General features: G+C 56.6%; 13 protein-coding genes. 7 read left to right on the forward strand and 6 right to left on the reverse strand.

Going from position 1 to position 14,330, the window contains the following annotated elements; all coding sequences use genetic code 11:
- Nucleotides 1–4 precede the first annotated feature (4 nt).
- Nucleotides 5–664 (reverse strand): response regulator, encoded by a 660-nt coding sequence (locus tag AC2LB6_RS23795; RefSeq protein ID WP_010252086.1) that lies wholly within the window; start codon nucleotides 662–664, stop codon nucleotides 5–7.
- Between the two features lie 225 nt (nucleotides 665–889).
- Here AC2LB6_RS23795 and AC2LB6_RS23800 point away from each other — a divergent pair, with 225 nt between their 5' ends.
- From AC2LB6_RS23800 to AC2LB6_RS23815, 4 genes are all read left to right on the forward strand, one after another.
- The gene (locus tag AC2LB6_RS23800) at nucleotides 890–1,210 is read left to right on the forward strand and encodes a hypothetical protein (RefSeq protein ID WP_490095358.1); all 321 of its coding nucleotides are present in this window, start codon (nucleotides 890–892) and stop codon (nucleotides 1,208–1,210) included.
- A gap of 131 nt (nucleotides 1,211–1,341) precedes the next feature.
- Nucleotides 1,342–1,710, forward strand: a complete 369-nt coding sequence (locus tag AC2LB6_RS23805; protein WP_009092546.1) for a helix-turn-helix domain-containing protein — start codon at nucleotides 1,342–1,344, stop codon at nucleotides 1,708–1,710.
- Nucleotides 1,711–1,871: 161 nt separating this feature from the next.
- The gene (locus tag AC2LB6_RS23810; RefSeq protein ID WP_490095359.1) at nucleotides 1,872–2,768 is read left to right on the forward strand and encodes a LysR family transcriptional regulator; all 897 of its coding nucleotides are present in this window, start codon (nucleotides 1,872–1,874) and stop codon (nucleotides 2,766–2,768) included.
- A 110-nt stretch (nucleotides 2,769–2,878) separates the two neighbouring features.
- The gene (locus AC2LB6_RS23815) at nucleotides 2,879–4,081 is read left to right on the forward strand and encodes an MFS transporter (protein WP_490095360.1); all 1,203 of its coding nucleotides are present in this window, start codon (nucleotides 2,879–2,881) and stop codon (nucleotides 4,079–4,081) included.
- 55 nt (nucleotides 4,082–4,136) lie between these two features.
- Here the strand turns inward: AC2LB6_RS23815 and AC2LB6_RS23820 are convergent, their stop codons facing one another.
- Complete coding sequence (locus AC2LB6_RS23820; RefSeq protein ID WP_136196141.1) at nucleotides 4,137–6,527, reverse strand: glucose/quinate/shikimate family membrane-bound PQQ-dependent dehydrogenase; 2,391 nt, start codon at nucleotides 6,525–6,527, stop codon at nucleotides 4,137–4,139.
- A 275-nt stretch (nucleotides 6,528–6,802) separates the two neighbouring features.
- Entirely contained in the window at nucleotides 6,803–7,402 is a 600-nt protein-coding gene (locus tag AC2LB6_RS23825; RefSeq protein WP_490095361.1) for a hypothetical protein, read from the reverse strand.
- Between the two features lie 400 nt (nucleotides 7,403–7,802).
- Here AC2LB6_RS23825 and AC2LB6_RS23830 point away from each other — a divergent pair, with 400 nt between their 5' ends.
- Nucleotides 7,803–9,044 (forward strand): MFS transporter, encoded by a 1,242-nt coding sequence (locus AC2LB6_RS23830; RefSeq protein WP_490095362.1) that lies wholly within the window; start codon nucleotides 7,803–7,805, stop codon nucleotides 9,042–9,044.
- A gap of 523 nt (nucleotides 9,045–9,567) precedes the next feature.
- On the opposite strand, the gene AC2LB6_RS23835 is transcribed toward AC2LB6_RS23830, so the two are convergent.
- Both AC2LB6_RS23835 and AC2LB6_RS23840 read right to left on the reverse strand, forming a co-directional pair.
- On the reverse strand, nucleotides 9,568–9,777 hold the full coding sequence (locus AC2LB6_RS23835) for a hypothetical protein (RefSeq protein ID WP_490095363.1): 210 nt from the start codon (nucleotides 9,775–9,777) through the stop codon (nucleotides 9,568–9,570).
- A gap of 214 nt (nucleotides 9,778–9,991) precedes the next feature.
- Entirely contained in the window at nucleotides 9,992–11,149 is a 1,158-nt protein-coding gene (locus AC2LB6_RS23840) for a Gfo/Idh/MocA family protein (protein WP_105099493.1), read from the reverse strand.
- Between the two features lie 270 nt (nucleotides 11,150–11,419).
- Between AC2LB6_RS23840 and AC2LB6_RS23845 the strand changes: the two genes are divergently transcribed.
- Both AC2LB6_RS23845 and AC2LB6_RS23850 read left to right on the forward strand, forming a co-directional pair.
- Nucleotides 11,420–12,304 carry a glucosamine kinase nucleotide-binding domain-containing protein gene (locus AC2LB6_RS23845; protein WP_490095364.1) on the forward strand — a complete coding sequence of 295 codons (885 nt, stop codon included), beginning with the start codon at nucleotides 11,420–11,422 and terminating at the stop codon, nucleotides 12,302–12,304.
- A gap of 40 nt (nucleotides 12,305–12,344) precedes the next feature.
- Entirely contained in the window at nucleotides 12,345–13,466 is a 1,122-nt protein-coding gene (locus tag AC2LB6_RS23850; RefSeq protein WP_490095365.1) for an ROK family transcriptional regulator, read from the forward strand.
- Between the two features lie 54 nt (nucleotides 13,467–13,520).
- Here the strand turns inward: AC2LB6_RS23850 and AC2LB6_RS23855 are convergent.
- On the reverse strand, nucleotides 13,521–14,330 hold an 810-nt coding region (locus AC2LB6_RS23855), incomplete at its 5' end, for an ABC transporter ATP-binding protein (protein WP_490095366.1).

Raw genomic sequence — 14,330 nt, forward strand, 5'->3', positions numbered from 1 at the left:
GTTTTCATATTGCCGGTACCCGCCAGCCCAGCCCGCGCACGTTGCGGATCACGTCGTTATCCAGCTTGCGTCGCATTCCGTGGATCAGGACATCCACCGCGTTGCTGCTGACTTCATCGCCCCAGCCATAGATGCGGTTTTCCAGCTGCTCGCGCGACAAAATAGCGCCTGGCCGCTCCAGCAGGGCGTAGAGCAGGGCATATTCACGCGCCGTAAGCTGCTCACGCTGGCCTTTGTAGAGCACTTCGCGGGTCATCATATCCAGCTGCACATCGCCGCTGCCCAGCACGGAGTCAGCTGCGCCATGGCTGCGTCGGGTAATGGCGCGCATCCGGGCCATCACTTCCTGTAAATCGAACGGTTTAAGCAGGTAATCGTCCGCGCCGCTGTCGAGTCCCTGAATACGCTGTGCCACCGTGTCGCGTGCGGTAAGAATCAGCACCGGCGTGGCGTCGCCGCGCCCGCGCGCCCGGCGCAATACCTGCAGGCCATCATCACGGGGTAAGCCGAGATCGAGTAACACGCAGCTGTAGCCGCCTTCGCTCCAGGCATTCTGGGCATAGATGCCATCACGCACCCAGTCCACCGACCAGCCCGCACCCTCCAGCGCCTGCTGCAGGTTCGCGCCGATCATTTCATCATCTTCAACCAGTAACACGCGCATGGCTGATCTCCTTCATAAAGATGGGGAGAGTTTACTCACCAATTGTTAGGCCAGAATTATCCGCCTTCATACTTCGCGCTGTGGCGGCGTTGGCTGCTTTTACTCACCCCAGTCACTGACTGATGTCCCCATCCCTATCCATTGAGATGCCAGCGGTTACAAGCGTAAATGGGGGACGTATATTTGAGCAACAGATTAATGCCCGGCATTTCAGCGGTGAATAGTATGGCAGCCCAGGAAGCAAAAATCAGACATCAGCGCGAGTATCAGGAACGTTTTGCAGCCGTCCGAAATGGTCAGGCTCTGGGCCGCGTGCTTGAAAAAGATTCTCAGGGTGTTGTGCCTGCAAAAAGTGGATGTAGCCTCACGTCCATAACCTCAATTGCAGTACTAAGTCTGATTGATAAAGATACGGGCAGGGTCAAAGAGGATGCACAGGGGCAGTTCCTCAATGAGCAACTCAATGAGGCAAATATTGTAGAAATTATTGATCGACCCACAGGCTTTGATGCCGGGGATTTTCTCGATGATAAATTGACACGCTAAAGCCCCGCTGGCCGCGCAATTCCGCCTCCGTTTCAGACGTTGCTAATTCTGCGCTAATTTTCCGCTAATTAAGGGATAAATTTTAGCAGGTAGAGTGGCTCCACTGCACATCAGCATCAACAGGAGAAACCATGAATCAGCGCGAGTTTATTCGGAGTTTGCTGGACTGGATTGAGAACAACTTAGGACACGATCTGCATCTGGATGAGGTGGCGCGCCGCTCGGGCTATTCGCGCTGGCATCTGCAACGCCTGTTCCGCCAGCATACCGGCTTTTCACTGGCAGAATATATCCGTCAGCGTCGCTTAACCGAGTCTGCGCTCACGTTGCTGAGCAGCAACGAAGCGATACTGCAAGTGGCGATGAACTACGGCTTCGATACCCAGCAGGCCTACACCCGCACCTTTAAAAACTACTTTATGGTGACGCCAGGCCAGTTGCGCCGTCAGCGCCGCGTCGAACCGGATCGGCTGCTATTCCCCCTGGCGATGGCCAGCTGATGCCTGATAAGACCTTCCCGCCATAACACATGGACGGGAAGGCCAGCCCGCACTCTCATCCTGATCTTCGCCTCGCCTTTTTTTTGCCCGCCAGCCATAGTTGCCTTGCCCGAACGTGTTAATTTGTTGCCAGCATCTCTTTACTGTCGGAGTCGGGAAACATGGAAAACGGCGCGAATTTAACCGCCATGTTGGTATTTGCTCGGGTTGTGGAATTACAGAGTTTCAGTGAGGCCGCTCGCACACTCGGCTGGTCCAAATCCCACGTCAGCCGGGAGATCGCCCGTCTGGAGTTGCGGCTCGGTATCCGGCTGTTGCAGCGCACCACCCGGCGGCTGGCGCTGACCGGGCAGGGGCAGGCGTACTATCCCTACTGTGTGCGGATGCTGGCCGAAGTGCAGCGCGCCGAGGCGTTCGTGCAGCAGCTGCATCAGCAGCCCACAGGCCAAATCCGGCTGCAGGCGCCCGTCACGTTCGGCTGCCAGTGCGTGGTTCCCGTTCTGAATCGTTTTCTGTATCGCCATCTGCATATCAACGTCGATCTCGATCTTACCGATCGCAATCACGATCGGCTGGACGATCAAGTGGATCTGGCGATTGTGATCCGATCCCGCTCGCCTCAGCAGGGCAATTTCCGGGTGCTGAGCGATATCGAGTGGGGACTCTATGCCGCGCCCGCTTACCTGGCGCAGCGACCCGCCATCACGCATCCTGAGATGCTGCCGCGCCACGACCTGCTGATGTTTCATGGTCCGGCACACACCGCCGCGCTGCCGTTCCGCCGCGATAAGCAGAGACTGGCACTGGACGTGCGCAGTCGTTTCCGCGCCAATAACAGCATGGCGCTGCTCAATGCCGCACTGGCAGGCAGCGGCATCGCCTATCTTCCGTCCTACATGGCGCAGGAGGCGATGGCACGCGGTGATATTCAGCAACTGCTGCCGGAGTGGCAGATGGATCGACTGCAAAGCTATCTGCTGCTGCACGACACCCCAGAACCGGCGTCGCCAGTGACGCTGCTGTGTGATGCCCTGGTTGCGGCGCTGAATCCAGGCTGATTGTTGCCTGCTGACAACAATCAGCGCCACAGAGTAACTATTCCGCCGTGACTGTTGTTACTCCGCTACTCCGTTTAGCCTGTATCCCTGATCATTCAACGGAAACCACCATGCCACAGTCACCCGAAACGGCAGAATTTCAGCACTGGAGACGTAACTTAGCGGTCTGCGTCGTCGGCTCTTTTACTACTATCGTGGCGATGACCCTGCTGCTGCCGTTTCTGCCGCTTTATGTTCAGCAACTCGGCGTAGAGCAGCCTGCCGCCATCGCCCGCTGGTCCGGCCTTGCCTATGGCGCGACCTTTTTTAGCGCCGCGCTAACTGCGCCACTGTGGGGCCGGCTGGCTGACCGCTATGGTCGTAAGCTGATGCTGATTCGGGCCAGTCTCGGGATGGCGATTGCGATGTCGCTGATTGGCATGGCGACCGCGCCGTGGCAGCTGGTGGCGCTGCGCCTGCTGGCGGGGCTGTTGGGCGGCTACGCGTCGGGATCGACCATTCTGGTAGCAGCACAAACGCCAAAAGCGCAGACCGGTTGGGCGCTGGGCGTATTGTCATCCGGTATTATGGCGGGCAACGTGGTCGGGCCGCTGCTGGGTGGAGTGTTACCGCCGCTGATCGGCATTCGTCAGACTTTCTGGCTGACCGGCGCGGTGATATTTCTCGCCTTCCTCGCCACCACCTTTTTACTCAAAGAGCAGCCACGTGCAGCCGTGACGTCGCTTGCCAGCCAGCAGCAACCTGCAGAGCAGCCGATCAATCACAACCTGGTGCGGCTGATGTGGCTCTCCGGCATGTTACTGATCTTCGCCAGCATGTCGATTGAGCCGATTATCACGCTCTACGTGAGCGAGTTTGTGCAGGGTAATCATCAGATCACCATGATATCCGGACTGGTGATGTCCGCGGCGGCGCTGGGAACCGTACTGGCTGCGCCACAACTGGGCCGTCTGGCCGATCGTTTAGGGCACTGGCGGGTGCTGACCGGTGGTTTAGTGGTTAGCGGGCTGCTTTTGATTCCGCAGGCTTTCATCACGGCGGCCTGGCAACTGGTGGTGCTGCGTTTTCTGATGGGGATGGCGCTGGGCGGATTGATGCCGTGCATTACGGCGATTATTCGTCATAACGTGCCGGGTTCACAGGTCGGGCGGATGCTGGGGTATTCGACGTCGGCGCAATATATCGGTCAGGTCAGCGGCCCGCTGTTCGGTGGGCTGGTGGGTGGTGCTTTCGGGATGCGCCCGGTTTTTCTGGCAACCTGCGGGGTGATGCTGTTTTGCGCCTGGCTGAACTGGCGCGGGATGCGTAAATAGCGCGATCAAAAAAGGCGGACCGGGGTCCGCCTTAGTTTAGTCACACAGTCGTGAATTACTTCTGGTCTGGCAACGCGTAGGCAATCACATAGTCGCCCAGCTTGGTACCAAACGAGCCGTGACCGCCTGCCGCGATGACAACGTACTGCTTGCCATTCACTTCATAGGTCATCGGCGTCGCCTGGCCGCCTGCTGGCAGACGTGCCTGCCATAACAGCTCGCCGGTATCGGTGCTGAAAGCACGCAGGTAGTTATCTGCGGTCGCACCAATGAAGAACACCTTACCTGCGGTGGTGATAGGACCACCCAGCATCGGCATACCCATTTTGAACGGCAGCGGAACCGGTGCGCTATCACGAACGGTACCGATACGCTGTTTCCACACCACGTCGTTGGTCTTCAGATCTACCGCGGAGATATAACCCCAGGCAGGCTGTTTACATGGCAGACCAAACGGTGACAGGAACGGATTCAGCTCGACGCCATATGGCACGCCATACTGTGGCTGAATACCCGTTTCCGTTCCTGAACCCCCCTCAGCGCCTTTCGGCGGCTCAATTGGGTTGCCTGGGCCACGTGGAACCAGCTTAGAGACAAACGGCAGCGCCATTGGGTTAGCAATCGCGATCTGACGATGTGGATCGACTGCGATGCCGCCCCATTCGAACATACCGAGGTTACCCGGGAACACCAGCGTACCCTGCTCAGATGGCGGGGTGAACGGACCTTCATAGCGCAGGCGCTTGAAGATCACGCGGCACACCAGCTGGTCGAACATTGTCGCGCCCCACATATCCTTGTCCGTCAGGTTCTGTTTCGGACGGAAGGTCAGCTCAGAGTAGGGCTGAGTGGCAGCAACGTGATCGCCTTTAGCCGCGCCCTGTGGCACTGGCGTTTCTGGCGCGGGTACCACTGGCTTGCCAGTTCGGCGATCCAGGACAAAGATGTTGCCGGTTTTTGCTGGTGCGTAAACCACCGGTACGGTGTTGCCATCTTTGTCGGTGATATCAGCCAGCGTCGGCTGCGACGGCAGATCCATATCCCACAGGTCGTGATGCACAGTCTGATAAGACCAGACCAGCTTACCGGTGGTGGCGTTCAGGGCCAGCACGCTGCTCGCATAACGTTCCTGCTCTGGTGTGCGGTTACCGCCCCAGATATCCGGTGTGGTCACGCCCATTGGTAGGTAAACGGTATCCAGTTTCGGATCGTAGACTGCCGGTGCCCATGAATTCGGTGAGTTCATGGTGAAGGTGTGTTCATCAGCCGGAATGGCATTTGGGTCTTTCGCGCCTGGATCAAACACCCACAGCAGTTTGCCGGTATTCACATCAAAGCCACGAATCACGCCTGACGGCTCGCGGGTTGAGAAGTTATCGGTTACCGCACCCGCCATCACGATGGTGGTGTTGGTAATGATTGGCGGAGAGGTCGGCTCATACATACCTGCGGTAGTGACAGGCTGTTTGTGTTGCAGATCCAGCTCGCCGTTGACGCCAAATGACGGGCAGCGTTCACCGGTCTCTGCGTCCAGCGCAAACAGACGACCATCGTTGACAGGCAGATAGATACGACGTGAGCAGAGAGCAGGCTGAGTGTTCGCTGCATCGGCTGCTGCCGGCACTTCGTGGTAAGAAACACCGCGACAGGTCACGTGCTGGAAGGTCGGGTTAACCTTCATGCCCGGATCAAATTTCCACTTCTGCTTACCGGTGGCCGCATCCAGAGCAAACAGGATCTGGTGTGGTGAACAGAGGTAAAGCGTGTCGCGGATTTTAATCGGAGTGACTTCGTCGGTGATTTCACCGGGATCGTTAGGGGTTTTCATGTCGCCAGTCTGGAACTGCCAGGCAACCTGCAACTCTTTCACGTTCTGGTGGTTAATCTGCTTCAGCGGCGAGAAACGGGTTCCCTGTTGATCGCGCGCATAAGCGGGCCAGTCAGCATCCGGGATGTTGCTCAGCGGTGCAGCCTGCGGGGCGTTGTCAGCGGTTTCTGGTACAGACCCGTTGATGACCTGCGGATCGTTGAACACCGCATAGGCCAGCACGATGGCACTGGCAATCAGCGCCACAGCCAGGGTACCCAGCGCGGCTTTGCTGCCCGCGTTGAAGCTGCGATAAACAAACGGCAGGATCAACCAGACACCGAAGATCACCAGCACATCGGTGCGCGGTGCCAGTGCCCAGAAGTCGGTACCTACTTCCCACACACCCCAGATCAGGGTGCCGATCAGCAGCAGCGCATAGAGAACCAGCGCGGTGCTTTTACGACGGGAAAGCAGATAAGCGGTGATAAGCATAACCACACCGCCAAAAACGTAATACCAGGAACCACCAATGGCGGCTAACCAGCCACCGCCAATGAGCATAAACGCGCCCGTCAGCACTGCGAACAGCACTGTCAGGAAACGAATTACGCCAAAAGATGAGGAGTTTTTCCCCATAATATCGACCTCGTTTCGTTGCCATAAAACACACGAAAACAACCAGATAGGCTGTTTCCAGTTATCAAGTACAAATGATTAGGGTGTTCTTCAATATCTCTTCCGTTAAGACAGACGATCCCTTTGTGTTAAATGTTATAGCAAAATTAGATCGAGGTTTGATTTTTTTGGCTTAAACCGCTTAACAATTGGAATAATACGACATTTTATGGGGGATTAAAGGACGTTAAGCGCACCGCCGTGTGCCCTTAACGCCGGAAGGCAGGATTTGTGAATCAGCAGCTAATAAGATCGCCGTCCGAGCGTTGCTGTTGCCAGCCGCTGATATTTATCTCAGCAAACTGCTCAGCGGTTAAAGGCGGCGTATGACTTCGCACGATGACCTCGGCACCTTTTTCACGAAATGTCGCCATAAAAAAGGGAAAGGTAAATTTTTCATAATTATCATTAAAGAACGATTCGGTTAAAACTATCCCTGAAAAAGGAAAGGACTCCAGCAGTCGCCAGTCCGCACCCGGCGGCGCAAAATCATAAAGCCAGAAATGAAATTTCTTTGTCAATTCAAGCAGTGACGCTCTATGCACGGCTAAACTTGAATAATTAATTCCAATCCGGATTCGTTCATTCTGTAAATGCTTATAGGCATCAGGAATCGCAATCATTCCCCGTAATCGAATATCTTCAACTGGAACAATCATTAATGCTGCTTCAGTAGCAATTTGATTGTGTAATGAAATAATGTTGTTTGTATTAAGTATATTGCCGCTATCCTGGTTTTGCTTAAGATAAGGCACGCTATAGCAAATGCCAGTGACATTCCGCTTAACGTGATGGATTGGTTCAGTAACATAGGGGTTATATAAACTGTTTTTCATTATCTCTATGAAATGCAATAAAAAGGATTTTTTGTTAATTAAGCATATAAAAAGTCGCATTTTTCTAAACGCAGGAATAAATATAGATCACATGCTTAATCCAAATCATCCTTTTGTTGCCTGAGAAAGTAAATAAACCTGTTAACAAAGTGAAGACAATTCCTTTGGCGTCTGATGATGTACTGGAATATATTCAATGGCAGGGACCAATAGGCTGGTAATAATCAGGAGGGGGCTGAAACGCCTCTGCCGGACAGGGGCGCGGTTTATCGCACAGGCAGGCAGAGCTGGAGCCGCAGGTCTTCTGCTCGCATCCGGTCTGCTATCGTGAAGCCGACAATCACCACACCAATAACACCGCGCAACGACGCGGGTCTCTTCACCTGATTTGGGATAAGACATGGGATTTATGGCATCGGCGGCGGAAGAGTCGCTGTGGCGACATCGGACATTTGTCGCCTTCTGGCTGGCGCGTACCTGCTCATCATTTGGTTTTCAGATGTTCTCGGTGGCGATCAGCTGGCAGATCTATGCGCTGACCAACAGCGCAATGGCGTTAGGGATGATTGGCTTAATGCAGTTTCTGCCATCGGTGCTGCTGGCGTTGCCTGCGGGCCATCTGGCGGATCAATATGACCGGCGGCGAATTGTTTTATTGGGTCAACTGGTGGAATTTGCCGCACTGCTGGCATTAGTGGTGCTTACCTTATTCCATAACGCGGATAAGACCGCGCTGTGGGGTCTGGTGTTTATGATTGCGGTAGCGAAGGCGCTGGAGTGGCCCGCGATGTCCTCAATGCTGCCGTCGCTGGTGCCGCCATCGATTCTGGCGCGCGCCATGGCGATGAACTCGGTGGGTGGGCAGGCCGCTGTCATTGTCGGGCCGACGATTGGCGGTTTGCTTTACGTCGCAGGACCGCATGTGGTGTATGGCGTTTCCGGGTTGTTTTATCTGATTTCGCTGACGCTGGTGAGTCTGCTGCGTTATGAGCGTCCGGTGCAGAGCCGTCTGCCGATGAATATGAAAAATCTGTTTGCCGGGATTCACTTTATCCGTGAGCGCAAAGATGTGCTGGGGGTGATTTCGCTCGATCTGTTTGCGGTGCTTTTGGGCGGGGCGACAGCGCTGCTGCCGATTTTTGCCAAAGATATTCTGCATACCGGACCATGGGGATTGGGGATGTTGCGCGGTGCGCCGTCGATCGGGGCGTTGCTGGTGGGCATCTGGCTGAGCCGCCATAAACTGGAAAAGCATGTCGGAATGATTATGTTTGGCTCGGTGGCAGGATTTGGTGTTGCCACGCTGGTGTTCGCGCTTTCCACACAGTTGTGGCTGTCGCTGATTGCCCTCTGTGCGCTGGGTGGCTTTGATATGGTGAGTATGGTGATCCGGGGTGCGCTGGTGCAGCTGGATACGCCAGATACCATGCGCGGGCGTGTGAATGCGGTTAACGCGATTTTTATTAATACGTCGAATCAGCTGGGCGAGTTTGAGTCGGGGTTGCTGGCGGCCTGGGTCGGTGCGGCACCGGCGGCGGCGATTGGCGGCATCGGTACGCTGGTGGTGGTGGCGTTGTGGATGAAGTTGTTTCCGCATCTGCGGCGGCGTCAGAAGCTGGAGAATGAGGTGGATCCGGTTTGATAACTGGCGTCGGAGTTAGGTTAGGGGGTTGTGCGGTGGGCAACCACGGCGCAGGCGCAGGGAACAAACACCTTTCGCAAAGACGCAAAAGCGCCATCCATTCGCTTTGAGTTTGAAAGTTGCCTCAGGCTGCGGAGTGGTGGATTGAGGCTGGCTGGATTTGTGCGGTTGTAGAATTGTGTGCAGGCTCAGGGAGCATATGCCTTTCGCAAAGACGCAAAAAATGGCATCCCTGCCAGCTCAGCGCGGGCCATCCATGGCCCGCGATGCTTTGCTACAGGCATATGCTCCCATCGCTTTAAGTTTGTAAGTTGCCTCTGACTGAGACGCAAACCGGACGGACGCAAAGCTCCGGGACGTCTTTCAAAACGTTCCTGATTTACACCAAAACTCGTTCCTTGCTATAACTTATCTCTCATCGGCAGGCCTGTGGCCTCCTCAGTCAGCTTAAGCGCTTATAGAGGGTACCGTCATGAATCAGACTCACTCTATTCCGGAAATTTATAATCCTGATGTGCCGTATTCAGTAAAGTGCGAGATCGTGGCGCAGCTTTGCCGGGCGCTGGCTTCCCATAAAAACATCCCGGTTAGCGCGCTGAGAAAATATCTTCTGGAAAAAACTCACGTTGATTTCGAAAATCTGGAGGATAACCCGGTAGGAATGCTGCTGCTGTATGAATATCTTCACTTCCAGCGCCCCTCGGTCTGCGCCCGTGAGGAAAAAAACCTCCATTAAGAGCTGCCTTCAGCAGGGGGCTATTTAATCAAATACGCGTTCGGAGATGAGGGCTGGAGAGGGTGCGGTTGAGTTGGCGCTGGCGCAGGTTTTATTAGCCAGCTCAGTACATAAGTTGTAACTGGCCCGAAGGCCAGTTCAGGAAGCTACCAGTCATACTGCCATTTCAATCCCGGAATCGGCGGGGGAGGCCGACCCCAGGCTGGGGCCATCAGGCCCCGGTTTTTCCCAGGTTGGCGTCAAATGTTAGCCAGCTTTCACGCATGTCCACTACGCTGCGGGTTTTGCGCGCCTCATCGATTTTTATGGCGGTGAGGCCCGCTTCCAGCGCGTCCACGACTGAAACTTTCAGCGGTGTTCCCTGTTTAATATGTTTAACGATCTCTTCTGCCATCAGCGCATCAGCGCCATAGTGGCCATCATAAGCATTGCCGCTGTAGGCGGTATCGACCTCTTTCTCGCCGCTGCGCGCGTTGTGCACGCGGAAATAGTTTCGCACGAAGTCGCCTTCGGCCATGCCGTCGGTGCCCATGACACAGAAACGGCGGAACTCATCCGGCACGTTCAGGTTGGCGTGGAAGGCGAGTGTCGCGCCGCCTTCGTACTCAATCAGGGCTGTCTGGTAGTCGACGATATCGGCATCGCTGTCGAAGACGGCATCGGTGCTCGACCAGCCGCTGGGTTTCACGTGGTAGAGCTCTGACTCAGCGGTGATCGCACCCTGCGGCGCATGAGCGGGGGTAAATGATTTCCGGCCACCAAAGCTGGCGACACGGATCGGGCGCTCCTGTAACAGGCCCTGGTAAAGATCGATGTCGTGGCAGCACTTTTCCAGAATGTAAGGGCCGGCATATTTCTCCAGGCGTCGCCAGTCGCGCTGGAAGAATGCGCCGTGATAAGGCTTGATATGTTCTGTCGCCTCAATCGAGGTGATCTCACCCAGCTGACCCGCATCGCGTGCCGCCAGCAGATCGTGATAGAGCGGGGAGTAGCGCAGCACCAGGCCAACCAGAATGCGTGCCTCGCCATACTGACGCACCAGCTTCGCCATCTCCATGGTCTGCTCTTCATTGATCACCACCGGCTTTTCGGTAAAGACCGTGTAACCCGCTGCCAGCGCCTGACCTACATGCTCCAGATGCAGGAAGTTGGGTGAGCCAACCAGCACCACATCCATTCCGCCGTGTTCCAGCAGCGCGTCGATGGACGCAAAGGACTGGCCGGGCGCGATACCAAAGCTGTGCAGATTAGGCAGTCCGGCTGGGGCCGGATCGTAATAACCCACTACCGAGAAGGCGTCGTCGGCTTTGCTGAACTCTTTGATCACGTGGGACAGACGAAAGCCGAGACCGATAATGCCTACTTTCATGTTAAACCCCTGCTCCTGAAATCGGATGATGCATAGCCCGCCTGTGATCGGGCGCGCCTGTTGATAATCTGACCACCAACTTATTACGACAGAAAAAGTAATGTCAATAACGCGCTGCGCGTTTTGCGGGGTTGTTTTTATTATCACACTGTAAATTAAGAAAAAAGATTGGATATGTTTTTACCATATTTATTTGTTATTGCGATTTAAGTTTTTTTATCCTATCGTTCGCTCATTATGGCTATAACCCTTAATCAGGGAAGGAAGCGCGTGCAACCACACTATCTCCTTGGCATTGATGGCGGCGGTACACAGTGTCGCGCGCGGTTAACCGATCTGCAGGGTCACGTGCTGGCGGAAGCCACTGGCGGGCCTGCCAACGTCTGGTCAGACTATGACGCGGCGCTGACCTGCGTCGTGCAGCTGATCGATCGGGTATTATCACAGGCAGGATTAGCCCCGGAGGCGCTGGCGCAAACCGCAATGGTCGCCGGATTAGCCGGTGCGAATGTCGCCTCGGTGCAAGCGCGGCTCGCCAGCTGGCAACCTGCCTGCGCGGCGTTACAGGTGGTCAGCGATGTGGAGATCGCCTGTGCGGGCGCGCATGGCGGCGCGCCTGGCGCCGTCTTTATCATCGGCACCGGCAGTCAGGGAGCCGCGTGGGATGGCGAACAGTTTACGCTGCTTGGCGGCTGGGGCTTTGCCTTGTCTGACCAGGGATCGGGCGCTGAACTGGGCCGTCGTGCGCTGCGGCTGGCGCTGCTGGCTCATGAAGAGATTATTATGCAGAGCGCATTTACCCGGCAGCTGATGGCGCAGTTCAGTAACAGCCCGGAAACGATGCTGCTCTGGACGCGCTCAGCGACGCCTGCAGACTGGGCCCGCGTGGTGCCACAGATTTTTGCGGCCGCCGACGCAGGCGAGGGTCATGCACATGATCTGCTGCATCAGACTGCCGCCGATATCGGCCTGATGGTCCGCCGTCTGACTGCCCTGAGCAGCGGACCTGTGGCGCTGATGGGGGGACTGGCCACGCCGATTCAGCGCTGGCTGGACGACGATATCCAGGCCCGGCTGGTGACGCCGCAGGGAGATGCCCTGAGCGGGGCGCTGACACTGGCGCAGCAGCTGACGCCTGTCCGATTACCTATCTGAAGCTGGCTGAGTCTCTTCCGCCAGATAACCCGAGGAACTTATGACCGCTCCCAACGTAACCGCGCGCATTCTGCGGTTGATTGTTGAAAATGCGCCGATCAGCCAGTCAGACCTGAAAGTCCGCAGCGGACTGAGCATGTCGACCGTGTCGCAGGCCACTAATCGCCTGTTGGCGCAGGAGATTGTGCAGGAGCTGGGGCTGCGTCGCGTGTCGATGGGGCGGCCAAAAACCCTGCTGGGACTCAATCCCGATCGCGCCAGCGTGATTGGGATTCAGCTTAATGCGGAACGTAACCTGATTGTCATGACCGATCTCAGCGGCAACCTGCTGGGCGAACAGCAGATGCCGAAAGGTACGCTGACACCACGCCAGCTGGGCGATGCGCTGGCGAAGTTCCTGCGCGGCGTGGAGGAGAAGCGGGTCGGGGCGATTGGTCTGGCTCTGTCGGGGCTGGTTGATGCCGAAAACGGCTACTGCATCCGATCCAAAGTGCTCGACTGGGACAACGTTCCGATTGCGCGCCTGCTGGAAGAGCGTTTCTCGCTGCCGGTGTTTATTGAGAATGACGCCAACGCCATGGCAATGGCGGCGCTGGTGTTTGGTCAGCTCGGCAACGCCCAGTCAGCGGTTATCGCCACCTACGGTAAAGGGATCGGTGCTGGCATCATCCTGAATCGTCAGCTCTACCGTGGTCGTCACGGCAAGGCGGGGGAGATCGGTAACGGGCTGGTGGGCGACGGCTCGCTGCGTCTGCTGGAGGATGTCGCGTCTTCACGCGCGATTCTGCAGCAGCTGGCTGAGCAGGAACCGGTGGACGGCCTCACGTTGCAGGCGCTGGATCAGCGACCAACGCCCGAGGTGCTGGCGGTGCTGCAGGAAGCCGGGCGCGAGCTGGGAATTTCGCTGGCGAACCTGTCGGTGGCCTACGACCCGGATGTAGTTTATCTGGCGATGGAGCCGCACATGGCGTCACGCATTCTGCTCGATCACATCACCCAGAGCTTCCAGGCCTATCGGCTTAAACTGACGCCACACATGACGCCGCTGCAGTTCCTGACGGAATCGAACCGGATGTGGGCGCTGGGCGCGGCGGGTTTTGCCGTCAACCGGCTGCTTGATCTGCTGGCGGCGCAGGCCGACGAAGAGCCGGTCACTGATTGAGCTTTCCAATAAAAAATGGGCGCTGCGGCGCCCGTTTTTGTTTCCGTGCTTCCCCTAGCGCAGGCGCATTCCCTGCTCATCGAACAGCAGGCAGTGCGCGGCAGAAAAGCCCAGCTCAACCTGCGTTCCCAGATCGCGCGTAATCGCCTCGCGCTCTTCAACTACCAGCATCTGTTCACGCCCGATATCCAGGTAGAGATAGTTGGTGTGGCCCAGCATCTCGCCATAAGCCAGCTCGCCGTGAAAGCGCTGTGCATCCGGCGTCTGCGCGGCAGGCTGGAAATGCTCAGGACGAATGCCGAGCGTCACGGTTTGCCCCTCGCGACAGTCGGCGGCGATTTTCAGCACCAGCCCCTCAATCTTCAGTTCCGGCACCCGCAATTGCACTTCACCCTCGCCGATGGCGCTGATTTCCGCCTGCAGGAAGTTCATTTTTGGCGAGCCGATAAAACCGGCGACAAACAGGTTATCCGGGTCGTGATAGAGCGTCAGCGGCGCGCCGACCTGCTCAATGCGGCCCTGACGCAGCACTACAATGCGGTCAGCCAGGGTCATCGCCTCCAGCTGATCGTGGGTGACATAGATCATAGTGTTGCCGAGCGAGGCGTGCAGGCGGGCAATCTCAATGCGCATCTGCAGGCGCAGCTCGGCATCAAGGTTAGAGAGCGGCTCATCGAACAGGAAAATACGCGGATGACGGATAATTGCCCGGCCAATTGCCACGCGCTGCCGCTGTCCGCCAGAGAGTGCGCGCGGCAGGCGATCGAGCAGTTCGGTGAGGTGCAGACGAGCAGCCGTCTGGGCAATCGCCTCGTTGATCTCCGCTTTGGACTTTTTCATCACCTCCAGCGGATAGGCCAGGTT

The sequence above is a fragment of the Pantoea sp. RCC30.1 genome (genome assembly GCF_058148845.1).

Coding starts and splice junctions, on each gene's coding strand:
- AC2LB6_RS23810 (WP_490095359.1), top strand. CDS start 1,872: ATGGAAAACGGCGCGAATTTAACCGCCATGTTGGTATTTGCTCGGGTT.
- AC2LB6_RS23795 (WP_010252086.1), bottom strand. CDS start 664: ATGCGCGTGTTACTGGTTGAAGATGATGAAATGATCGGCGCGAACCTG.
- AC2LB6_RS23805 (WP_009092546.1), top strand. CDS start 1,342: ATGAATCAGCGCGAGTTTATTCGGAGTTTGCTGGACTGGATTGAGAAC.
- AC2LB6_RS23800 (WP_490095358.1), top strand. CDS start 890: ATGGCAGCCCAGGAAGCAAAAATCAGACATCAGCGCGAGTATCAGGAA.
- AC2LB6_RS23820 (WP_136196141.1), bottom strand. CDS start 6,527: ATGGGGAAAAACTCCTCATCTTTTGGCGTAATTCGTTTCCTGACAGTG.
- AC2LB6_RS23850 (WP_490095365.1), top strand. CDS start 12,345: ATGACCGCTCCCAACGTAACCGCGCGCATTCTGCGGTTGATTGTTGAA.
- AC2LB6_RS23830 (WP_490095362.1), top strand. CDS start 7,803: ATGGGATTTATGGCATCGGCGGCGGAAGAGTCGCTGTGGCGACATCGG.
- AC2LB6_RS23840 (WP_105099493.1), bottom strand. CDS start 11,149: ATGAAAGTAGGCATTATCGGTCTCGGCTTTCGTCTGTCCCACGTGATC.
- AC2LB6_RS23825 (WP_490095361.1), bottom strand. CDS start 7,402: ATGAAAAACAGTTTATATAACCCCTATGTTACTGAACCAATCCATCAC.
- AC2LB6_RS23815 (WP_490095360.1), top strand. CDS start 2,879: ATGCCACAGTCACCCGAAACGGCAGAATTTCAGCACTGGAGACGTAAC.
- AC2LB6_RS23835 (WP_490095363.1), bottom strand. CDS start 9,777: ATGGAGGTTTTTTTCCTCACGGGCGCAGACCGAGGGGCGCTGGAAGTG.